The organism is Rhodoferax sp. LB1P47 (assembly GCF_056521445.1).
Genome location: NZ_JBWMAU010000010.1, coordinates 70,272 through 91,443, shown reverse-complemented (window position 1 = coordinate 91,443; position 21,172 = coordinate 70,272). Strand labels below are relative to the sequence as shown.

Annotated in this window: 18 protein-coding genes; 9 read left to right on the top strand and 9 right to left on the bottom strand. The window is 63.7% G+C overall.

The window, feature by feature from the left end; translation table 11 throughout:
* Window positions 1-5 precede the first annotated feature (5 nt).
* The 9 genes from AC0969_RS12745 to AC0969_RS12705 all read left to right on the top strand — a co-directional run bounded on the left by AC0969_RS12745 (window position 6) and on the right by AC0969_RS12705 (window position 10,464).
* Window positions 6-1,145 carry a substrate-binding domain-containing protein gene (locus tag AC0969_RS12745; protein ID WP_479624513.1) on the top strand — a complete coding sequence of 380 codons (1,140 nt, stop codon included), beginning with the start codon at window positions 6-8 and terminating at the stop codon, window positions 1,143-1,145.
* A 70-nt stretch (window positions 1,146-1,215) separates the two neighbouring features.
* A complete protein-coding gene (locus tag AC0969_RS12740) occupies window positions 1,216-2,385 on the top strand; it encodes a levoglucosan dehydrogenase (RefSeq protein WP_479624512.1) in 1,170 nt (389 codons plus the stop codon).
* Entirely contained in the window at window positions 2,382-4,973 is a 2,592-nt protein-coding gene (locus AC0969_RS12735; protein ID WP_479624511.1) for an ATP-binding cassette domain-containing protein, read from the top strand. The genes AC0969_RS12740 and AC0969_RS12735 overlap by 4 nt, the downstream gene beginning before the upstream one ends.
* Complete coding sequence (locus AC0969_RS12730; RefSeq protein ID WP_479624510.1) at window positions 4,970-5,938, top strand: ABC transporter permease; 969 nt, start codon at window positions 4,970-4,972, stop codon at window positions 5,936-5,938. The genes AC0969_RS12735 and AC0969_RS12730 overlap by 4 nt, the downstream gene beginning before the upstream one ends.
* 25 nt (window positions 5,939-5,963) lie before the next feature.
* Window positions 5,964-6,287 carry a putative quinol monooxygenase gene (locus AC0969_RS12725; protein WP_479624509.1) on the top strand — a complete coding sequence of 108 codons (324 nt, stop codon included), beginning with the start codon at window positions 5,964-5,966 and terminating at the stop codon, window positions 6,285-6,287.
* A gap of 61 nt (window positions 6,288-6,348) precedes the next feature.
* The gene (locus AC0969_RS12720) at window positions 6,349-7,335 is read left to right on the top strand and encodes a LacI family DNA-binding transcriptional regulator (RefSeq protein ID WP_479624508.1); all 987 of its coding nucleotides are present in this window, start codon (window positions 6,349-6,351) and stop codon (window positions 7,333-7,335) included.
* A 23-nt stretch (window positions 7,336-7,358) separates the two neighbouring features.
* Window positions 7,359-8,426, top strand: coding sequence for a sugar phosphate isomerase/epimerase family protein (locus AC0969_RS12715; RefSeq protein WP_479624507.1), 1,068 nt, complete (start codon window positions 7,359-7,361; stop codon window positions 8,424-8,426).
* Window positions 8,427-8,437: 11 nt separating this feature from the next.
* The gene (locus AC0969_RS12710) at window positions 8,438-9,586 is read left to right on the top strand and encodes a Gfo/Idh/MocA family protein (protein WP_479624506.1); all 1,149 of its coding nucleotides are present in this window, start codon (window positions 8,438-8,440) and stop codon (window positions 9,584-9,586) included.
* A gap of 23 nt (window positions 9,587-9,609) precedes the next feature.
* Window positions 9,610-10,464: a sugar phosphate isomerase/epimerase family protein gene (locus tag AC0969_RS12705; RefSeq protein WP_479624505.1), complete on the top strand. Its 855-nt coding sequence runs from the start codon at window positions 9,610-9,612 to the stop codon at window positions 10,462-10,464.
* Between the two features lie 47 nt (window positions 10,465-10,511).
* Here the strand turns inward: AC0969_RS12705 and AC0969_RS12700 are convergent, their stop codons facing one another.
* The 9 genes from AC0969_RS12700 to flgE all read right to left on the bottom strand — a co-directional run bounded on the left by AC0969_RS12700 (window position 10,512) and on the right by flgE (window position 21,135).
* A complete protein-coding gene (locus AC0969_RS12700; RefSeq protein WP_479624504.1) occupies window positions 10,512-11,744 on the bottom strand; it encodes an HDOD domain-containing protein in 1,233 nt (410 codons plus the stop codon).
* 12 nt (window positions 11,745-11,756) lie between these two features.
* Window positions 11,757-13,049, bottom strand: a complete 1,293-nt coding sequence (flgL, locus tag AC0969_RS12695) for a flagellar hook-associated protein FlgL (RefSeq protein WP_479624503.1) — start codon at window positions 13,047-13,049, stop codon at window positions 11,757-11,759.
* Between the two features lie 9 nt (window positions 13,050-13,058).
* Complete coding sequence (gene flgK, locus AC0969_RS12690) at window positions 13,059-14,954, bottom strand: flagellar hook-associated protein FlgK (protein WP_479624502.1); 1,896 nt, start codon at window positions 14,952-14,954, stop codon at window positions 13,059-13,061.
* A 9-nt stretch (window positions 14,955-14,963) separates the two neighbouring features.
* Window positions 14,964-15,821, bottom strand: a complete 858-nt coding sequence (locus AC0969_RS12685; protein ID WP_479624501.1) for a glucosaminidase domain-containing protein — start codon at window positions 15,819-15,821, stop codon at window positions 14,964-14,966.
* Window positions 15,822-16,934, bottom strand: coding sequence for a flagellar basal body P-ring protein FlgI (locus AC0969_RS12680; protein WP_479624583.1), 1,113 nt, complete (start codon window positions 16,932-16,934; stop codon window positions 15,822-15,824).
* A 718-nt stretch (window positions 16,935-17,652) separates the two neighbouring features.
* Window positions 17,653-18,333 (bottom strand): flagellar basal body L-ring protein FlgH, encoded by a 681-nt coding sequence (locus AC0969_RS12675; protein WP_479624500.1) that lies wholly within the window; start codon window positions 18,331-18,333, stop codon window positions 17,653-17,655.
* Between the two features lie 10 nt (window positions 18,334-18,343).
* A complete protein-coding gene (gene flgG / locus AC0969_RS12670) occupies window positions 18,344-19,126 on the bottom strand; it encodes a flagellar basal-body rod protein FlgG (RefSeq protein ID WP_479624499.1) in 783 nt (260 codons plus the stop codon).
* A 27-nt stretch (window positions 19,127-19,153) separates the two neighbouring features.
* On the bottom strand, window positions 19,154-19,894 hold the full coding sequence (flgF, locus tag AC0969_RS12665; protein WP_479624498.1) for a flagellar basal-body rod protein FlgF: 741 nt from the start codon (window positions 19,892-19,894) through the stop codon (window positions 19,154-19,156).
* A 17-nt stretch (window positions 19,895-19,911) separates the two neighbouring features.
* Complete coding sequence (gene flgE, locus AC0969_RS12660; RefSeq protein WP_479624497.1) at window positions 19,912-21,135, bottom strand: flagellar hook protein FlgE; 1,224 nt, start codon at window positions 21,133-21,135, stop codon at window positions 19,912-19,914.
* Between the last annotated feature and the right edge of the window lie 37 nt (window positions 21,136-21,172).

Genomic DNA, 21,172 nt, shown 5'->3' with positions numbered 1-21,172 from the left:
TCCCCATGAAAAAATTCTCTGTCTCCCGCCTCGGCGCCGCACTCTGCACCGCTGGTTTCGTCATGGCGCTGGGCGTCTCTGCGCCAGCCCTGGCCTACGACCCCGCTGGCGCGCTGAAAGCGGTAGCTACGATGCTGCCACCCGCTGGCCCGGGCGGCGAAAAGCCGGTCCCGGCGTCCGAGATCAAGCTGACAGCAGCCGAGATCGACCAGGTCAAGGCCAAGAAGGCCAAGGCCGCGATCGTCATGCACTACGGCGGCAACGACTGGTCGCGGGCCCAGGTTGAGGGTCTGAAAGCCCAGTTCAAGCTGATGGGCATCGAAGTCATCGCTGTCACCGATGCAGGTTTCAAGTCCGAGAAGCAGGTCGCGGACATCGAGACGGTATTGGTACAAAAACCCGACATCATCGTCTCGGTGCCGACCGATCCGGTGGCGACCCAGGCTGCGTACAAGAAGGCCGCCAAGCAAGGCGTGAAGATCATCTTCATGGGTAATGACCCCAAGGGTCTGGAGGCCGGTGTGGACTATTTCAGCAATGTCTCGCCCAACGACTACGGCAACGGCGTGGCATCGGCGCACCTGATGGCGCAGGCTCTGGGCCCGAATGGCGGCGAGATCGGCATGGTGTTCCACGCTGCGACCGACTTCTTCCAGACGCGCCAGCGCTATATCGGCTTCAAGAAGGTCATGGCCGACTCTTACCCGAACATCAAGATCGTCGCCGAGCAAGGTATCGGCGGCCCGGACTTCGTGGGGGATGCTGAGAAAGCTGCGGGGGCGATGCTGACCTCGAACCGCAAGCTCAAGGGTATCTGGGCGGTGTGGGATGTGCCAGCCGAAGGCGTGATTGCGGCGGCCCGTGCAGCCGGTCGCGATGATTTGATCATTACCACCGTTGACTTAGGCCAGAACGTCGCCATCGACATGGCGCGCGGCGGCTATGTCAAGGGCGTTTCGGCCCAGCGTCCTTACGACCAGGGGGTGACTGAGGCCTTGCTGGGCGGCTACGCGCTGCTGGGCAAGAAGGCCCCGACCTTCGTCGCTTGGCCAATTATTCCGACCACCAAGGCCAATGTGCTTGACTCGTGGAAGCAGGTCTACCACGTGGACGCGCCAGACAACATCCGCAAGAGCATGAAGTAACCCAGGCCAGCGCTTTGCACGGGGACGCGCGCTGCCGTCCCCGGTCCACACTTCAATTAAGAAAATAACCATGACTAAAACTCTCAATGTCGCCATGATTGGCGGCGGCTTCATGGGCAAAGCCCACGCTTTGGCCTATGCCGCAATGCCAATGTTTTTTTGGCCCGCGCCTGCCATCCCCGTGCGCAAGGTGGTGGTTGACATCAACCCTGCAGCGGCCGAAAACGCCCGCCAGCGCTTTGGCTTCGAAGAGGCATCCAGCGACTGGCGCGCGGTGATTGCCCGTCCCGATATCGACATTGTGGACATCGTCACCCCCAACGACAGCCACGCCGAGATCGCGATCGCCGCAGCCCAGGCCGGCAAACACATCATTTGCGAGAAACCGCTGGCGCGTACCGCACCCGAAAGCAAGAGCATGCTCGATGCGGTCAACGCCGCCGGGGTGATCCATATGGTTGCCTTTAACTACCGCCGCACCCCGGCAGTGGCGCTGGCGCATAAATTTATCACCGAGGGCCGCATCGGCAAGATCCTGAACTTCCGCGGTACCTATCTGCAAGATTGGAGCGCCGACCCCGATTCGCCGCTGTCCTGGCGCTTCAACAAGAAGATCGCCGGCTCCGGTGCGGTGGGCGACATCGGTACGCACGTGGTTGATTTAGCGCGCTACCTGGTGGGCGATATCAGCGCGGTCAACGCCATGACCCATACCTACGTCAAGACCCGGCCGCTGCAGAGTGGCGGCGTGGACAAGCTTGGCGCGGCCGACAAGAACGCCAGCGGCCCGCGCGGCGCGGTCGATGTTGACGATGAAATGCTGACCATGCTGCGCTTCGCCAACGGCGCGGTGGGCTCGATCGAAGCCACCCGGAATGCCTACGGCCGAAATAACTTCCTGACCTTCGAGATCCATGGCGAGCGCGGCTCCATCGTCTTTAACTACGAACGCCGCGACGAATTGCAGGTGGTGTTCGCCGACGATCCGGCTGAAGTACGCGGCTTCCGCACCATCTACACCGGCCCGGCACATCCTTACGGTGATGGCCTGTGGCCGATCCCGGGCTTGGGCATTGGCTATACCGAGACCAAGATTGTCGAGTGCTACGACCTGTGCAAGGCCATCGTCAGTGGCCAGCAACCATCGCCCAACTTTGAGGACGGTTACCGCATCGAGCTGATCGCCGAGGCCATCTTGCATTCGGGTCAAACCGGCCTGTGGACTGAGATTCCTGCATGAACGCCAGCGCCCCGAATGCCGTTGCCGTGCGCATGACCGGCGTGTCTAAGTCGTTTGGAGGCATCCGGGCGCTGAACAACGTTGATCTGAGTTTCCATAAGGGCCAGATCCATGCGCTACTCGGTGGCAATGGGGCGGGCAAGTCGACCCTCCTGAAGATCCTCAACGGCGTCTATACGCCCGATGCGGGCAGCAAGATCGAGGTTGGCGGCGTGTTGCTGACTGAAAACACGCCAGAGGCCGCACGCAAGGCCGGCATTGCGATGATCTTCCAAGAGATGAGCTTGGTGCCCACTTTAAGTGTGGCGCAAAACATCTTTCTCACCCGCGAACGACGCGACGGCTGGGGCTTGATTGACGACAACAAGGCCGAGAATGAGGCGCGGGCATTATTTGCTGAGCTCGGTATCGATATCGACCCCCGCCTGTTGGTGTCCGAACTCAGCGCCGGCCAACAGCAGTTGACCGAAATCATCAAGGCGATGTCGCAGCAGCCGAGCATTCTGATTCTGGACGAGCCAACCACCGCGCTGTCGTCGACCGAGACCGAGCGGCTGTTCGATTTCGTGGTGCGCCTCAAGGCCAAGGGCGTGGCCATCGTCTACGTTTCGCACCGCATGGACGAAATTTTCAAGATCGCCGACGTGGCCACCATCCTGCGCGACGGCCGGCATGTGATGACGGCACCCATCGGCGCGTTCACACTGCAGTCGATGATTGAACACATCGTCGGCAGTAGCGCGGCCGGCTTCCACGACTTTGACCGCCAGACGGCGTTGGGCGAACCGCTGGTCGAGCTGCGCGGCGTGTCCGGTACCCGGCGGCCGCAGAACACCGTCAACCTGGTGGTTCACCGGGGCGAAGTGGTCGGCGTCGCCGGCCTGTTGGGCAGTGGCCGTAGTTCCATGGTCCGGGTGCTGTGCGGCATTGACCCGCTGGCCGCGGGCGAGATCCGCATCAAAGGCCAGCCGGTATCCATAAAAAGCCCGCGCGATGCGATTCGCCATGGCATTGCATTGATTCCTGAGGACCGTCGGCGGCAGGGATTCGTGGCCGCGCACAGCGTGGCTGAGAACATCCATCTGCCGGTGCTCGACAAGCTCAGCAAGTTTTCGTGGATGCTGAGCGACAAGGCCGAGCAACATGCAGACGGACTGATCAAGCGGCTGCGCGTGAAGACGGCTTCGGCCGACAGTGCTGTCAGCACACTGTCGGGCGGCAATGCGCAGAAGGTGGTAATCGCCAAATGGCTGGGCAACAACCCGGACGTGCTGGTCCTCGACGAACCGACAGCGGGAATCGACATTGGTAGCAAGGGTGAGATCGTGGCGCTGATCCGCGAGCTGGCGCGGCAAGGCAAGGCAGTGCTAATTCTGTCGTCCGAGCTGGCCGAGTTGCTGGCCGCAAGTGACCGCATCGTGGTCATGTCCAACGGCCAGCTGGTGCGCGACATTCCCGGTAGCGAGCTAGAGGCGGTGATGGCACCCGCCAGCGAACCGGCCGAGCGCCAGCTGCTGGCCGAGCGCTATCTGCAGATGGCGCTGCAAAACCGGGCCCAGCAATATGCCAAAACCCTCAGTACCGGCCCGCACGGTGAGACCCCGGAACTGTCGGTGAATGTCAAACTCAGTGACGAGGAGCTGGCCCGGATCCGGGCGATGAAGGCGAAAGCGGCGATCGTGATGCACTATGCTGGCAACGACTGGTCGCGCGCCCAAGTCGAGGGGCTGAAGGCCCAATTCGCTGTCATGGGGATTGAGGTGGTCGCCGTCAGCGACGCGGGCTTCCAGGCCGAGCAGCAAGTGAGGGACATCGCGGCCGCCCTGGCGCTCGATCCGCAGATCATCGTCTCGATTCCGACCGACCCGGTGGCGACGGCAGCGGCCTACCGCCAGGCTGCCGAGCGCGGCGTCCAGCTGGTCTATATGGACAACGTGCCCACCGGGCATGTGGCCGGGCGGGACTATGTCAGCGTCGTCTCGTCCGATAACCACGGCAACGGTGTCGCCTCGGCCCAGTTGATGGCCAAGGCGCTGGATGGCAAGGGCGAGATCGGACTGGTGTTCCACGCAGCCGATTTTTCCGTGACACGCCAGCGCCATGAGGCCTTCAAACAGACCATGGCCGAGCAGCACTCGGGCATCCGCATCGTCGCCGAGCAGGGTATTTCCGGCCCCGACTTTGCGGTGCAGGCGCGGCAGGCGGCTGAGGCCATGCTGGCCGCGCATCCGCAACTTAAGGGCATCTGGGCGGTCTGGGATGTGCCGGCCAAAGGCGTGATCGCGGCGGCCCACGCGGCGGCCCGCTCGGACCTGGTGGTCACCACCATCGACCTGGGCCAGGAGGTGGCTGTCGACATGGCGCGCGGCGGTAACGTGCGCGGCGTGGCGGCCCAGCGGGTCTACGACCAGGGCGTGACCGAGGCTTTGCTGGCGGGCTATGGCCTGCTCGGCAAGGCAGCACCGACCTTCGTCGCACTGCCGACGCTGTCGGTAGACAAGGACAACCTGGGCGATGCCTGGCAAATCGTTTACCGCCAGAGCGCTCCAAATTTTGAACCCCACACACCGCAAGGAGAATTTTCATGACCACTTCCACGCTGGCCGCTCGGCCTTCTCCGCTCGCGCTGTTCACCACTTCTTGGCGAAAATACGTCATCTATCTCGGCTTTGTTGCGATCTTTTTGATCTTCTCAGTCACGTTATTCGACAAGGGTTTTTTAGATCCCAATAATCTACTCAACATCATTCGCCAGACGGCGATGATCGCGGTGATGGCGGTGGCGATGACCTTCGTGCTGTGCGCTGGCGAGATCGACCTGTCGATCGGCGCAGTGGCTGGGCTGGCTACGGTGACGACTGCCATGGTGATCGACGTTGCCGGGCCCTTCGCGGGTGTGTGCGCTGGTCTGGCTACCGGGCTGGTGGTTGGCCTGTGCAACGGCTTGCTGACAACCCGGATCGGCATTCCGTCCTTCCTGACCACGTTGGCTATGCTGGGTGTTGCCAAGGGTATTGCCATGTGGGTCAGCGGCACGGCGGCCATTCCTATTTTGTCGCCAACTTATTCCTACCTCTTTGGCGGTGGCAACATCGGCCCGGTGCCGACGCTACTGGTGTGGATGTTGCTGTTCGGCGTGTTCGGCCACCTGGCGCTGCGGCGCACTGGTTTTGGTCGCCGCGTGCTGGCCACCGGCGGCAACGAAACTGCGGCCCGCTACAGCGGTGTCGACACCCGCTCGATAAAAATGCGGGTGCTGATGCTGTCCAGCATGTCGGCAGCCGTCGCCGGCATGCTGTATGCGGGCCGCCTGCAGTCGGGGCGCTTCCAGCTTGGCGAAGGCGATGAACTGTCGGTGATTGCCGCGGCCGTGTTGGGCGGCACCAGCCTGTTCGGCGGGGCCGGTACGGTGGTGGGCACAATCATGGGCGCGCTGATGATAGGCATGATCAATAACGGCCTTATCTTGATGGGGCTGGAGTTCAGCCAGCAGTTGATCGCCAGGGGCATCATCATCATTCTCGCGGTCGCCCTGAGCCAGCAAAAACGTTAAACCCAAACATAAGGTCAAACCCACCATGAAACCTGGTTGCACCATCATCGGTAACGTCCACGGCCGGCCGGAAAAGCGCGATGAATTGCTGGCGCTGCTGCAGTCCTTCATCGTCCCCACGCGGGCCGAGGAGGGCTGCATCGAGTACCAGTTGCACGTTAGCGCCGAGGATCCCAACGCCTTCATGTTCTACGAGAACTGGGCAAGCCGCGAGATCCTGGAACAGCACATTGCCATGCCCTATATTCAGCCGCTCATTGAGCGCCAGCACGAGTTGCTGTCGCGCCCGGTGGAGATTGTTCACTATGAAATGCTTGCGCCTTTGCAGTCGGCGCGCGTGCGAGAGTGAATGGGGATGCTGTTGCGCATGAATCAGTACCCGGCTCCGGCAAGATTGCGGGGAGTTTGAAATGTCCATCATCGAGATTGCAAGACGGGCCGGGGTGTCTACTGCGACCGTCTCACGGGTCGTAAATAACAACTACAGCGTGCGTCCCGAAACCCGCAAAAAGGTAGAGGGCGTGATTGCCGAGATGGGTTACCGGGCCAATTTTTTGGGCCGTAATCTGCGCACGGCACAGAGCCGACTGTTGCTGACCATGGTGCCCGACTTCGGTAATCCCTTTTATGCCGAGATCGTGCGTGGCATCGACGGCGTAGCGCGCGCGGAGGGCTACCATCTGCTGCTGTGCGATACCAGTTCAGGCGTGGGGGCTGACCGCACCTATTTCGATCTGTTACGCAACCGCATGGCCGATGGCGCGATTTGCCTCGACCCTGCCACCATCCAGCAAGAGCTCAGCCGCGAAACTGGCGAGCTGTGCTGGGTGGCATGTTGCGAGTTCGATCCCGGAGGTAGCGTGCCCTTTGTCGGCATCGACAACGCCTGTGCCGCCTTTGACGCTGTCAGCTATTTGGTCCAGCAGGGTTGCCGCAGCATTGCCTTTCTCAACAGCGACGCGCGTTTCCTGTATTCGCAGCAACGCCACAAGGGCTATCTGGATGCCCTGCGCGTTGCCGGGCTGGCGCCGCCCGTCGGGGGGGTAATCACCACCCAGGGTCTGACCTACGACCATGGCCGCGAGGCCATTGCCGACATATTGGCCGCTGGCCTGCGCCCGGATGCGGTTTTTGCCGTCTCCGACACCCTGGCTATCGGTGCCATGCAAGGCTTGCGCAACGCCGGATTGTCGGTGCCGGACGATGTGGCGGTGGTCGGCTTCGACAATATCCAACTCTGCACCATGGTGCAGCCCGAGCTGACGACCGTGGGCCAGCCCATGCACCAGCTGGGTGAAACCGCTGCCAAGCTGCTGTTGCAGCGCATCCGCAATCCAGACGCTGCCATTGAAGGCATCGTCCTTGAACACACATTGCACATCCGTGGCTCAGCCTGACTCCTACACCGCGTTTAGACACCATGAAAACACTCCAAGGCCCTGCCATTTTTCTCGCCCAGTTTCAAGGTGAAACGGCACCCTTCAACACCCTGCCCAACCTGGCGCGCTGGGCGGCGGGCCTGGGTTACAAAGGCATACAGCTGCCCACCGAATCCGGCCTGGTCGATCTGAAGCTGGCGGCCGAGAGCCAGACCTACTGCGACGAATTGCGGGGCCAGGTGGCCGAGTTCGGCCTGCAGATCACTGAGCTGTCGACCCACTTGCAAGGGCAGCTGCTGGCCGTACACCCGGCCTACGACCAATTGTTTGACGGCTTTGCGCCGGCCGCGCTGCGCGGCAACCCGGCTGCGCGCCAGGCCTGGGCTGGCGAGCAGTTGCTGTTGGCTGCGCAGGCATCGCAGCGACTGGGCTTGCGCGCCCACGCCACCTTCTCCGGCGCCCTGGCCTGGCCCTATCTATATCCCTGGCCGCAGCGCCCGACCGGTCTGGTCGAACAGGCATTTGCCGAACTGGCGCGGCGTTGGCGGCCGGTACTCGATGCGTTTGACGCAGCCGGGGTGGATGTGTGTTACGAGCTGCATCCCGGCGAAGATCTGCACGACGGTGTCAGCTTTGAGCGTTTCCTGGAGGCCGTCGACAACCACCCGCGCGCCAACATTCTTTATGACCCGAGCCACTTTTTGTTGCAGCAACTCGACTACCTGGCTTTTATTGACATCTACCATGCGCGGATCAAGGCCTTCCACGTTAAGGACGCCGAGTTCCGACCGGACGGCAGACAGGGGGTATACGGCGGCTACCAGAGCTGGCTTGAGCGTGCCGGGCGCTTTCGTTCGCTGGGAGACGGGCAGGTGGACTTCGGTGCGATTTTTTCCAAACTGGCGCAATACAACTACACAGGCTGGGCTGTGCTGGAGTGGGAGTGCTGCCTCAAGCACCCCGAGGATGGAGCCCGCGAAGGCGCTGAATTTATCCGCCGCCACACCATTCGCGTGGCCGAGCGGGCGTTCGATGATTTCGCCGCCAGTGGTGTCGACCCGCAGATGTTGGCCCATGTACTGGGACTAAACCCGGCTTCGAATCCTTGACGGAAGCAGACATGCAAAGACGCATACGTATTGGCCTGGTTGGCGGTGGCCAGGGCAGTTTCATCGCCGCGGCACACCGTGCTGCCGCCCGCCTGGACGACGGCTATGAACTGGTCGCCGGGGCCTTGTCGTCCGACCCGCAGCGCGCATTGGCCAGTGGGCTGGAGCTGCGGCTGGCCCCCGACCGCTGTTATGCCGACTACGCCGACATGGCTCGGCGCGAGGCGCAGCGTTCCGATGGTATCGACGCGGTGGTCATCGTCACGCCGAACCACCTGCACTTCCCGGTGGCGCAGGCCTTCCTGGAGCAGGGCATCCATGTGATCTGCGACAAGCCGATGACGACGCGGCTCGACCATGCGGATGTGTTGCTGGAACTGGCTGAGCGCCAGGGCCTGCTATTTATGGTGACGCACACCTATTCGGGCTATCCGATGGTGCGGCACGCCCGTGAACTGGTACGCAACGGCGCGCTAGGCGACATCCGCGTAGTGCAGGTCGAATACGCCCAGGACTGGCTGGCCGAACCGCTGGAACTGACGGGCCAAAAACAGGCCGAGTGGCGTGCTGATCCACTGCGTGCGGGTCCGGCCGGCGCTTTGGGCGACATCGGTACACATGCCTTCCACCTGGCCGGCTTCGTCACCGGGTTGGAGGTCGACCAGCTTGCGGCCGAATTGACCACCTTCGTTGCTGGCCGTGCGCTGGACGACCATGTGCAGGTCATGCTGCGCTACCAGGGCGGCGCGCGCGGCATGCTGTGGGCTAGCCAAGTGGCCACCGGCAGCGCCAACCGCTTGCAACTGCGGGTCTTTGGCAGCCGCGCGGCGATCCATTTCGACCAGGAGAGCCCCGACCAGCTGTTGTTCACGCGCCTGGGCGAAGCCACGCAGATCGTCCGCCGCGGCGCCACGCCTGCGGGTGGGGATGCGGCCTTGGCCACGCGGCTGCCCGCTGGCCACCCGGAGGGTTATTTCGAAGCCTTTGCGCAGCTTTACCGCGATTTTTCGCTCGCCTGGCAGGCCCGCGCCGCAGGCCTGCCCTTTGACGCCGCGCACCACCCTATGCCCACCGTGCACGACGGGCGCCAAGGCATGGCTTTTATCGACGCCGTGCTGCGCAGCCACCAGGGTGGCAGCAGCTGGGTTGCCCTGTCCTGACCACCCCACCATTGGAGAAAATTATGTTCCGTTACACCGCCGAAATTCTGCCCTATCATGACCATCCGCTCGAAGCTGCGCTGGCCGAACTCGCCAAGTTGAACTACAGCGAAGTCAACCTCTGGTCCAGCGCAGCGCCGCTGGCCCACCATGTGAACCCGGGCGACGATGTTGGGGCCATCAAGGCACTGCTGGAAAAGTACCACCTGAAGCCTTGCGGCCTGACCATGTACGGCAAGAACCAGGCCGAGATGCTGGAACGCATCGACTTTGCTGCCGAGTTGGGTATCGACACCGTGATCTTCGATTGCGAAGCCAACTACAGCGACTTTGTCGCCACGTTCCTGCCGCCGCTGGTCGACCGGGCCGAGCGGCGCGGTGTGCGTATCGCCGTGGAAAACCACCTGACCGTGCCGTTTTCGGCCGATTTCGAGGCGGGTGGCAACGAGGAAAAGCGCTGGGATGAAGGCGTGGACAGCCTGGCCCAGATCAAGCGTCTGGTGACCGACATCGACCACCCAAATCTGGGTATTTGCCTGGCACCGCCACACCTGTGGGTAATGGGCGAAACCATCAGCCAGGCCATCACTTTCCTGGCCGAGCGTAAGCGTCTTTTCTACTACTACATTTGGGATGTTGACCGCGCCTACCGCCGGGGTGTCGATGGCCTGAACTTTGGCCCAGGGGAAAAGCAACTGCCCCGCGTGGACGGCACTCTCGACCACGCCGTGCCGTTGGCGGAACTCAAGCGTGTGGGTTACACCGGCCCGGCCAGCATCAAGTGCCACGGCACGCACGGCTGGTCGCTCGACTACATCAGCGCGCAGCTGAACGCATCCGATGCTTACATCCGCGACTGCCTGCGGCGCCTCGGCTGAGGCTCTGGCGGGCGCATCGGATGCCAATGTGGTAGCGGCTGGTGCGCCTAGAACTTGCAATCTGACAAGCTGCGCAGCAAGGCCCGGTTGATATCTTCCAGCCGCATGCCATGCGCGTGGCACAGGGTGCGGATGGCGCTGCCGTTGTCGGCCTCCAGCGCGCTGGCGATTTGCAGCAGCGGGGCGTAGGGGCCGGTGTTGCGCACGGTGGCGTTGTAGATGCGGCTGCTCAGGGGCACGCGGTGCAGGGCGCTGCCCAGGGGTTCACCCATCAGCAGGTCGATCTGCGAGAACAGGCCGCAGAGGTAGATTTCGCGGGCCAGCTGGTGTTCGGCACCGGCATCCATCAGGTTTTCCATCAGCCGGGCGCGCAGCACCATTGCGGCTTTGACCGGGCGCAGGTTGGGGTCGCGCGAGGCTTGGGGCAGTTGAGCCAGCAGCCAGTGTTTGAGCTGGGCGGTGCCCAACAGCATCAGGCCGTGGCGCAGGGATTCGACCTCGGTGCGCAGGCCCACGGCGGCCGAGTTGGCGTAGGCCAGAAAGCGGAAGGTGAGGATGGGTTCCTGGCCCAGCAGGGCTTCGATTTTTTCGACCGGCAGGTCGTCGTCAATGGCCTGCACCAGTTGCAGCATGGCCGGGTGGTCGGGGGCGGTGGCTTGGTGTTGCAGGGCGTGCAGCACATCTTCGTCGGGCCAGCCCAGCAGGGCGGCGGCGTGCTGTTGGTCCAGGCAGTGTGCGGCCAGCAGGCGGCTGGCAACGCCTTCATAGAGGTAGTCGGGGTGTACCGGGCTGGCGCCGGGTGGCCCGCCTGCGCGGCTGCGGGCGGCGGCTTGCAGGGCGGCGAGTGCGGCCTGGGGCGACAGGCGCAGCAGCTGGGTGAAAAAGCAGGCGGCCAGCGCGGGGCTGGGGGGCTGGTTGGATTCGGCCCGCCACACCAGCTGCAGGCCACGCTGGTGGGCGCGTTGCACCCGCTGGGGCATGCCGGGGCTGTCCATCCATTCACTGCGGACTTCGATCCAGTAGGGGCTGGCGGTGCTGAGCGGTGCGTGGTCTAGCAGGTCGCGCAGTAGCGGGGGCGATAGGGCGGACAGCAGCAGCGGTGGCGTGCGGGGGCTGGCCACGCTGAACAGTTCGCCGACCAATTCGCCGACCAGTTGCGCGGCATCTATGGCCGTAGGGGCCGGGCTTGCTATGCACAGCTGCACCGCTGCCAGCTGGCGTTGCGCATTCCACAGGGGGCGGTAGCCCAGGGTGGTGCTGCCGAGGATGCGGGTCGGCATGGCGGCGGTCGACTATCCGATGTAGTTGAACAGCGACAGTTTTTGGATCGAGGCGTAGGACTTCAGCGCGGCCTGGTAGGCGGTTTGCTGGTTGGTCTGGTCGGCGGCGGCGGCAATCATGTCGATGTCTTCGGCGTTGGATTTGTCGGTTTTGGCCTGGATGGTTTTGCCGGTCTGGGTGTCGGTGATGCGGTCGGCGCGGGTCAGCAGATCGCCTGCCTTGCCCCGGCTGGCGCTGATTTTTTCCAGGCTGGTGTCGAGCTGGGCCAGCGAAATCGCCTGCTCGTGGTTGAAGTTGGCATCGCTGCTGAGTGCGCCCACGGTGGTGGAGCCCACGGCATACATGCTGGCGATGGTGCGGTCCATGACATCGAACACGCTGGGCCGGTCGGTGGTGATGTTGGCGTTTGTCTCCAGCGTGTCGCCATTGCCCGGCACGCCCCGCACCACCATCGAGATGCCGCCCATCACGATGGCCTGCCCGGCGGTGTAGGTCTGTGCCGCCGAGGTGGCGCTGGTGGTGTTGTTGGTGACGGTGTAGGTGGTGGCGCCGGTGGCCGGGGCTACGGGCGCAGTGAAGGTGACGGTGAAGTCGGTGCCCGAGTTGGGGGTACCCGCGCTGGGGTTCATGGCCAACGAGGCGTTGGTGATGATGCCAATGTCGGTAAACGCCCGCCCGGTGTTGGCCGTGCCCAGGCTGACGTTGAATACGCCGTTGCCCTCGGCCACGTCCATCCAGGCGGCGCGGCCGTCCAGGGTGAAGGGGATGGCCACGGTGCTGGCGGCGGTTTGGCCCGCCAGGCCGTTGTAGCTGTAGTCGGGGTCGGGGGCCACACCGTCGGCGCTGGTTTCAAACGGGGCGGCGGTGCTGCCCAGGCCGTTGAACAGCGGCATGCCGTTGCTGTCTTTGCGGTTGGCTAGGGTGAGCAGTTCGTCGCGGATGCTGACCAGCTGCTTGGCAATGGTTTGCCGCTCGGTGGGGCTGTTGGCACCGTCACCGGCCTGTACCACCAGGGTGCGAAATTCGGTTAGCAGGTCGTCGGCATTGCCCAGCACGGCTTCGGCCTGGGTGATGGCGCTGACCTGGGTGTCCAGTGCGCGTTGCTCGGTTTTGATGCGGTCGATGCGGGTGTTGGCGCGCTCGGCCTGGCCCGCGCCGGTGGGGTCGTCGCTGGCGCGCAAGATTTTTTTGCCCGAGGTCAGGTTCTCTTGCAGTGCCGACATGGTGGCGTAGCGGGAGGTTAGGTTGCGCAGGGCGTTGTCGTAGCCGGTGGCGCTGGACAGGCGGGTAAAACTGTTGCTCATCTATGTCTCCTAACGGCCTACGCTGGCCATCAGACTGTCAAAAATGGTTTGGGCAATCTGGACCATCTTGGCCGATGCCTGGTAGGCCTGCTGGTATTGCAGCAGCTTGGCGGCTTCTTCGTCCAGGTTGACCCCCGAGACACCGGTGCGCGAGGTTTCCAGGTTGTCGGCAATCGACTTGGAGACCTCGGCGGTGTACTGCACGCTTTGCACCGTGACAGCGATTTGCGACATCAGCGCGGCATAGCCATCGGCCATGCTGGAGCCGTCAAACAGGGCCAGGTCGCGCAGGTCCATCAGCGCATCGGCATTGCCCGCGTTCAGCTTGGCGTAGGTGGTGTTGGCCGGGCCCAGGGTGATGGTGTCGCCCACTTGGGCCGCCCCCGACAGGGTCAGCGACCAGCCGGAAGACGGGGTAGCGGAGGCATACGCAATGGCTGTGCCGGGGCTGTAGGTGAACGTGCCCGCTACATCCGAGCGGGTGTAGGTATTGGCACCGGTGAAGGTCAGGGTGACTGCGGCCGGGATGGGTACCGACTTGGCCGCCAGGTTTGCGACCGCCAGGCTGCCGGTATTGCTGGTGCCCATGGCGGCCTGCACCGGGCTGGCCACCGCCAGCTGGCGCGGCGATGCAAAGGCGGTGCTGATCTTGCCTGCGGCCGTGCGAAACGGCTGCACCAAAAAGCTGTCGCCCACGGCCGCTGTGCCTGCGGCGGCCAGCGTCAGGCCGTCGTAGCTGCCATTGGCATCGGCGACGATGGTGGTGTTGTCCGTCAGGCGCTGCACGGTGAACGCGGTGGCCGAGGTAAAGGTGATCTTGTAGTCGGATGCCTGGAGCTTGGCGACCGAGGCCGCGTTTACGCTGACACCCACTGTGGCAGTGCCCGTGTTGAACGCCGCCGCCGCACCCGTTGGCATGCTGATCGGGCTAAACAGGTTGCCCCCGGCGTTGCCGTCCAGGTCCAGCCCCAGTTGGTGCTGGGCATTGACCACGGTGGTGATGCTGACGGCCATGCGGCCCAGCAGGTTGGCACCGGCGGCCAGGTCTTCGTTTTGAAACTTCAGCAGCCCGGTGATGGAGCCGCCGCCCAGCATGTCTTCGGACAGCACGATGGTCTGGTTGCCATTCACCATTGCGATCTGGCTTTGCGATGCATCTTGCGGGTTGATTTGCCGCTGGAGCGCATTGGCCGTGGTGCCCAGCACCAAGGGCTGGCTGCTGGCGGCAAATACGGTGACCGTGCCATCGTCGGCATCAATCTGGGTGGTCTGGATGTAGGTGTTGAGCTGGCTGATCAGGTTGTCGCGTTTGTCCAGCAGGTCATTGGGCGACTGGCCGTTGCCCTGGGTCAGCTGGATCTGTCCGTTGACGGCGGCAATGTTGGTGATCAGCGTGTTCACTGCTGCTACGGCGTTGTCGAGTTCGGTGGTTAGGCCGGATTGCAGGTTGTTGAGCTGGGTGGCGGCATCGTTGAAGCGGGCGGCCGCCTCGTCGGCGCGGGTCAGCACCACGGTGCGGGCGGTCAGGTCGGTGGGGGCGCTGGCCACATCCGAGAACGCATTCATCATGTCGGTGACCGCCGCGCCCAGGCCGTTGGTGCCCCCGGCAAACACATCTTCCAGTTGCAGCAGCTTGGTGGCGCGGGCAATGTCCGATGCCGCGACCGACTTGGACAACGCCGCCTGGCGCGTCAGGTACTCGCTGTGGTTGCGCTGGATGGTGGCAATGTCCACCCCTTTGCCAATGTAGCCACCGCCGGTGAACTGCCCCTCCACCGTCTCCAGCACCACCGTCTGGCGCGAATACCCCACCGTGCTGCTGTTGGCTATGTTGTTGCCAATGGTCTGCAAGGCCACCTCGTTGGCCACCAGGGCCCGCGTACCGATGTTGAGTAAATTGCTCATGGCGTAGCTTTAAGCGTAGGCCCGGCGCAACTGCTGGGTGGTGGTGATGGCCCGGTTCAGCTTGGCGGCGTAGTCGGGGTCGGTGGCGTAGCCCGCGCGCTTGAGCTCGGTGGCATAGGCCTGGGACGAACCGGTCTGCTGGCGTGCCTGGGCGTAGCGCGGGCTGTTGTTGATCAGGCTGGCGTAGTCCTTGAAGGATGCCTCATACGAATCGTAGGCGCGGAACTTGGCGCTCACCTTGCGGGCCTCGCCGTCCACCACCTCGGTGGTGGTGATGGTGGTGGTCTTGCCGGTCCAGCCCGCACCGGCCTTGATGCCAAACAGGTTGAACGAGGTGCTGCCGTCGGCGTTCTTGATTTCTTTTTTGCCCCAGCCGGTTTCGTGCCCGGCCTGGCCCAGCATGTAGCTGGCGGGGATGCCGGTGGCTTTTTCTACCGCCGTGGCGGCCGCGTTGTGCTGTTCTACAAAACCGGTCTGGCTGACGCTGGCCGGTTTGATCGGGGCCGTGGGCGTGATGGACATAGACGCGGGCATTTTCAGTGCCGCCCCCTCGGCGGGCACGGTCTGGCGCGTCAGTTGGCGCACGATGGCATCCGACAAGCCCCCTGGCTGGCCCGACATGGTGACCGACAGCTGCTGGTCCAGCAGGTCGCTGCCCAGGTCGCCCTGGGGGCTGTCGAGCAGGCCGGACTTGGTGGTGGCCTCGCGCATGCTCTTGATCAGCTCGCGCATGAACAGCGATTCGAGCTGCTTGGCGGTTTCTTTGATGGCGGCGGGGCTGTCTTGCCCGGCTTGCAGCTTCAGCGCGTTGAGCGACTTGGCATCGGCGGCCAGCACATTGCTGTTGGAGACTTGGGTCAGTGCCATTTAGATCACCTCCAGTTCAGCGTTGAGTGCGCCTGCGGCTTTAATCGCTTGCAGGATGGCCAGTAAATCTTGCGGCGTGGCGCCCAGCGCGTTCAGGGCGCGCACCACGTCGGCCAGCTGCGGCGCGGGCGGCACCTGGATCAGGATGCCGGGTTCTTGCTTGATCTGGATGTTGGACTTCTCGGCCACCACCGTCTGCCCTTGCGAGAAAGGGGCGGGCTGGCTGATCACCGGCGTGGTGCTGATGCTGATAGATAAATTGCCGTGCGCAATCGCGCAGGGGCCCAGCGTGACCGACTGGTTCAGTACGATGGAGCCGGTGCGCGAGTTGATCACCACCTTGGCCGCCGGGGCCGACGACTCCATCGTCAGCTCCTCCAGATCGGCCAAAAAGTTCACCCGCGCATTCGGGTCGTTGGGGGCGCGCACCCGCACCGTGCGGCCATCCATCGCATTGGCCAGGCCATTGCCCAGCTTGCCGTTGACGGCGGCGGCCACCCGGCGGGCGGTTTGGAAGTCGCTGGAATTCAGATCCAGGGTGATGAAGTCGCCCTCTTGCAGCGGCGTGGGTACGCTGCGTTCCACCTGCGCGCCACTGGGGATGCGGCCCGCGCTGAGGTGGTTGATCTGCACCTTGCTGCCGCCCGCAGCGGCCCCGGCCCCGGCCACCACCATATTGCCCTGGGCCATCGCGTAGATTTCGCCGTCGGCCCCGCGCAGCGGCGTGGCAATCAGCAGCCCGCCTTTGAGCGACTTGGAGTTGCCCATGCTGGCCACGTTGATGTCAATGGTTTGGCCGGGCTGGGCAAACGCGGGTAGCTGGGCCGTCACGATCACCGCCGCCACGTTTTTCAGTTGCAGCGACGAGGCCAGGCTGGCCGGCAGGGTGATGCCCATCTGCTGCAAATAGCTGGACAGGCTTTGCGAGGTGTAGGGCATCTGCGTGGTCTGGTCACCCGTGCCGTCCAGCCCCACCACCAGCCCGTAGCCGGTTAATTGGTTGCTGCGCACGCCCTGGATGGAGGCTACTTCCTTGATACGCAAGGCCTGTGCAGGCAGGGCCAGCAGCAAGGCTGCGCACAGCCCCAAGCCCCATGTCGCGGCACGGCGCATTGGCAGGAGGCGGAAAAGTGGCATGGTGTGCAACCCGTGTGATGCTGACTCGGCCGAATTGGACGAATCTTTAACACTATTTTCGGGGGCGGCTGGGTTGCGGAACGCTGGAATAGGGGCGGGTTTCCGGCCTATTGGTGGGGGCGGGCGGGCTGCCTTTGTGCTGGTCTGCTATTGTTTGTGTAGTAAAAAATGATAGCTGACTGCGCATATTTATATTGCGCTAAGGGCTGATTTTGTGGGTGAAAAATGGCTTTGAAACGTAAATCTGTTTGGAGGTGGAGGGGTTTTTTACCGCCGCTGGCCGGGTGGTGCGCCCGGCGGCGCAGTCACTTTTCTTTTGCGCAAAAGAAAAGTAACCAAAAGAAAGGCACCCCAACTGTCTGCGCCCCTGCGCTGGCGCTACGGGGAACCTGCGGTGCTCATGGAATGCGGGGTCTGGCTAAACTCGCTGCGCTCAAACAACGCCAGCCCTGATCCGCATTCCACTCCGCTCCTCGGCGCATACAGATGAGGACCCTGGGATCGGGGGCGCTGCGCACCCCATCGCGCCTAGGGCGCGAAGTTGCCGCCCTGATGTCCCCGCTTTCCCCCGGCGAGCGAAGCAACGCCCTTTCGCGAACTGCGCAGGGCTGGCTTTGCCAGACTGCTGCAGTTGCCCCCTGCAAGGGGGTGGGCGGAAAGCGCTTGCGCTGTAGCCTGGGGGTGTGCCACAAGCCTAGAACGGCATTACGTTCATGAAAAAGCGACCCAGCCAGCCCATAGCCTGCACTTCGCCTTGTTGGCCGCGCCCTTTGGACTCGATGCGGGCGTTGGCCACCTGGGTGGAGGCGACCACGCTGCCGGGTTGCACGGCGCGGGGGTCTACTGTGCCGGAGAAGCGCAGTACGTCCACGTTTTGGTTCACGCCGATCTGCTTTTCACCGGCCACCACCAGGTGGCCGTTGGGTAGCACTTCGACCACGGTGACGGTGATGGCCCCCGAGAAGGTGTTGGCGCTCTCCGTTCCGCCCTTGCCCGAGAAGTCGTTGCTGGAGGTGGCACCGATGCCAAATTTGTCCAGCAGCGGGGTTTTCAAGAAGGGGATGCCGGTGATGCCTGCGGCTTCGGCAGCGCTGCGGTTCACGGTGCTGGTCGATTTTTGGCTGGCGCTGACGTTTTCCACGATCTGGATGGTCAGGTTGTCGCCCACCAGTCGCGGGCGACGGTCTTCAAACACCGGGCGGTAGGCAGCCGATGCAAACAGGCTGCCGGAGGGGCGGGCGTTGGCGGCCACGGCCACCGGCGGTAAGGGCCGGGGGGTGGTGGATTCGGCGAAATCGACCTTGGGCGAAGGTGCCAAGGTTTCGCAGCCGGTAAGGCACGCCAGCAGCAAGGCGACAGTCAGGGCGGTGCGCATGGTCGGTCTCTTAGAGCTGGGCCAACTTTTGCAGCATCTGGTCCGAGGTCTGCACGGCCTTGGAATTCATTTCATACGCGCGCTGGGTCTGGATCATGGTCACCAGCTCTTGCACTACGTTGACGTTGCTGGTTTCCACAAAGCCCTGGCGCAGCACGCCCATGCCGCTCACGCCCGGGGTACCGGCGGTGGGCTGGCCGGAGGCGGCGGTTTCGGCATACAGGTTGCCGCCCTTGGGCTCCAGGCCGGCCGGGTTGATGAAGTTGGACATGGCTATGCTGCCTGCGGGCTGCGGCGTGGCGTTGCCCGGCAGCATCACGGTAACGGTGCCGTCGGTGCTGATGGTGACGCTCTGGGCGGTGATGGGGATGGTTACGCCGCTGGCCACGGTGAGCCCGGCGGAGGTGACCAGACGGCCCTGCGAGTCCACCTGGAACGAGCCGTCGCGGGTGTAGCCGATGGAGCCGTCGGGCTGGTTGACTTGAAAGAAACCGTTGCCGTTGATGGCCACGTCCAGCGTGTTGCCCGACTGCTGCAAGCTGCCCTGGGCAAACGAGCGGGTGGTGGACACGGTGCGCACGCCCAGGCCCAGGTGCAGGCCGGTGGGGAGCTGGTTTTGCTCGGTGCTGTTGGCCCCTACCTGGCGCAGGTTTTGGTAGATCAGGTCTTCAAACACCGCGTTGGCACGTTTGTAGCCGGTGGTGGAGACGTTGGCCAGATTGTGTGAAATCACGTCCAGCTGGGTTTGCTGGGCTTCCATGCCGGTCTTGGCGATCCAGAGGGAGTTGATCATGGGGGTGCTTTCTAGTTACCGTGAAAGTTAAGCCTGGACATTGAGTAGCTGGCTGGCGCTCTTGTCGTTGGTTTCGGCGGTTTGCAGCAGGCGCATTTGCGTCTCGAACTGGCGGGCGGTCTGGATCATGCCGACCATCGTGGCCACGGCGTTGACGTTGGAGCCCTCGATGGCTCCGGCCAGAATCTTGGCGTTGGCATCCTGCGGCAGCGGGTCGCCGGTGGTGCCCCGGAACAGGCCGTCGTCGCCGCGTTTCAAGGTGTTGTCGGCATCAGGGGTCACCATCTTCAGCCGCCCCAGGGTGGTGGCGGCCTGGCCCGCCACTTTGGCGCTGATGGTGCCGTCGGTGCCCAGCGTGATGTCGGCGCCCTGGGGCACGTCGATCGGCGCACCGCCGTCTGACAGCACCGGCAGACCGGTGGGCGTGACCAGGGTGTTGGTGCTGGAGATTTCAAAAATCCCGCTGCGGGTGTGGGCCTCGGTGCCGTCCAGCCCCTGCACGGTGAACCAGGCATTGCCTTGCGCCATCGCATCCAGGTTGCGGCCGGTGCGCTGCACAGGGCCGGGCAGGTTGGAGTGGCCAGAGGTGGTTTCCAGTGCAAACACGCGGGTGCTGGAGCCCGGGCCGTTCAGCGGCACCGAGCGGTAGGTGGCCAGTTCTTCGCGAAACCCGTTGGTCGATACGTTGGCCAGATTGTTGGCCAGCACCGCCTGCCGATTTGCCGCCGTGCTGGCCCCCGTCATCGCGGTGTAAATGATGTGGTCCATAGCGGCGGCTTAACGTATTAGCGCAGGTTGACCAGGGTGGACATCACCTGGTCTTGCGTCTTGATGGTCTGGGCGTTGGCCTGGTAGGCGCGCTGGGCGGTCATCATGTTGACCAGTTCTTTGGTCAGATCGACGTTCGAGTCTTCCAGTGCACCGGCGCGCAAAGCACCCAGGTTGCCGGTGCCCGGCACGCCCTTGGCCGATGCGTCGCCGCTGGACGGGGTGGACAGCCAGTAGTTGCCACCAATCGGGGCCAGGCCCTGCACGTTGACGAAGGTGGCCAGCTGGATTTGCCCTGCGGCCAGCGACTTGCCGTTGGAGTAGGTGCCTTGGATGACCCCGGACTCGTCGATGCTGATGGCGGTGAGCGTGCCGGGGGCCTGGCCGTCTTGGGTGGCCTTGGCGATGGAGAACTTGGAGCCGTACTGGGTGGCTTTCACCACGTTCAGGTTGGCTGTCACGGTGGTCGCCGGATTGGTGGGCGAGGGCAGGGTGAGGGTGCCGATGGTGGCAGCGGCGGTGTTGCCGATGCCGTTGAACGTCAGTGCCGATGCGGTCAGGGCGGGGGTGGAGCCGTCTACGCTGGTGTACACGTCCCAGGTGTTGACCCCGGTTTTGGTGAAGTACACGCTGACCGGAATTTCCACGCCCTGCCCGTCGTAGGCGGTAATGGAGGTGCCATAGGTGGCCAATACGGGCACCAGGGCCGAGGGCGCGGTGCCGGTGGCAATGGCGGCCTCGGCATCCAGGTTGAAGCTCAGGTTGATCTCGGTGGTGGCAATGGCGGCAATCTCGCCACCGTCGGGCAACGACAGGGCTCCAACGGCTCCGCCGGTGGGAATAGAGCCGTCGGCGGCGGCGGCGATACCCATCAGGTGGGCCCCGCCGTTGGTGATGATTTCGCCCTCGGTGTTTAGCTTGAAGGCCCCGTCGCGGCTGTAGGCGGTGGTGCCGTTGGGCAGCTCCACCTGGAAGAAACCGTTGCCGTTGATGGCCACGTCCAGCGAATTGCCGGTGATGCTGATATTGCCCTGGGTGAACTGTTGCGACACGGTTTGCACCTCCACGCCAATCCCGGCGCTGATACCGCCCGCGCTACCCAGCGACGAGGCATACAGCTCGGCAAATTCGGCCCGCGAGGCCTTCATGCCGGTGGTGTTGGCGTTGGCAATGTTGTGTCCGATCACGTCCAGATTTTGGCTGGAGGCGTTCAGACCGGATAGACCTTGTTGAAAGCTCATGGGGGGCTCCTGAAAATACGGTGGGGGTGATCGGGGT

Coding starts and splice junctions, on each gene's coding strand:
- AC0969_RS12745 (WP_479624513.1), top strand. CDS start 6: ATGAAAAAATTCTCTGTCTCCCGCCTCGGCGCCGCACTCTGCACCGCT.
- AC0969_RS12740 (WP_479624512.1), top strand. CDS start 1,216: ATGACTAAAACTCTCAATGTCGCCATGATTGGCGGCGGCTTCATGGGC.
- AC0969_RS12735 (WP_479624511.1), top strand. CDS start 2,382: ATGAACGCCAGCGCCCCGAATGCCGTTGCCGTGCGCATGACCGGCGTG.
- AC0969_RS12730 (WP_479624510.1), top strand. CDS start 4,970: ATGACCACTTCCACGCTGGCCGCTCGGCCTTCTCCGCTCGCGCTGTTC.
- AC0969_RS12725 (WP_479624509.1), top strand. CDS start 5,964: ATGAAACCTGGTTGCACCATCATCGGTAACGTCCACGGCCGGCCGGAA.
- AC0969_RS12720 (WP_479624508.1), top strand. CDS start 6,349: ATGTCCATCATCGAGATTGCAAGACGGGCCGGGGTGTCTACTGCGACC.
- AC0969_RS12715 (WP_479624507.1), top strand. CDS start 7,359: ATGAAAACACTCCAAGGCCCTGCCATTTTTCTCGCCCAGTTTCAAGGT.
- AC0969_RS12710 (WP_479624506.1), top strand. CDS start 8,438: ATGCAAAGACGCATACGTATTGGCCTGGTTGGCGGTGGCCAGGGCAGT.
- AC0969_RS12705 (WP_479624505.1), top strand. CDS start 9,610: ATGTTCCGTTACACCGCCGAAATTCTGCCCTATCATGACCATCCGCTC.
- AC0969_RS12700 (WP_479624504.1), bottom strand. CDS start 11,744: ATGCCGACCCGCATCCTCGGCAGCACCACCCTGGGCTACCGCCCCCTG.
- flgL (WP_479624503.1), bottom strand. CDS start 13,049: ATGAGCAACAGTTTTACCCGCCTGTCCAGCGCCACCGGCTACGACAAC.
- flgK (WP_479624502.1), bottom strand. CDS start 14,954: ATGAGCAATTTACTCAACATCGGTACGCGGGCCCTGGTGGCCAACGAG.
- AC0969_RS12685 (WP_479624501.1), bottom strand. CDS start 15,821: ATGGCACTGACCCAAGTCTCCAACAGCAATGTGCTGGCCGCCGATGCC.
- AC0969_RS12680 (WP_479624583.1), bottom strand. CDS start 16,934: ATGCGCCGTGCCGCGACATGGGGCTTGGGGCTGTGCGCAGCCTTGCTG.
- AC0969_RS12675 (WP_479624500.1), bottom strand. CDS start 18,333: ATGCGCACCGCCCTGACTGTCGCCTTGCTGCTGGCGTGCCTTACCGGC.
- flgG (WP_479624499.1), bottom strand. CDS start 19,126: ATGATCAACTCCCTCTGGATCGCCAAGACCGGCATGGAAGCCCAGCAA.
- flgF (WP_479624498.1), bottom strand. CDS start 19,894: ATGGACCACATCATTTACACCGCGATGACGGGGGCCAGCACGGCGGCA.
- flgE (WP_479624497.1), bottom strand. CDS start 21,135: ATGAGCTTTCAACAAGGTCTATCCGGTCTGAACGCCTCCAGCCAAAAT.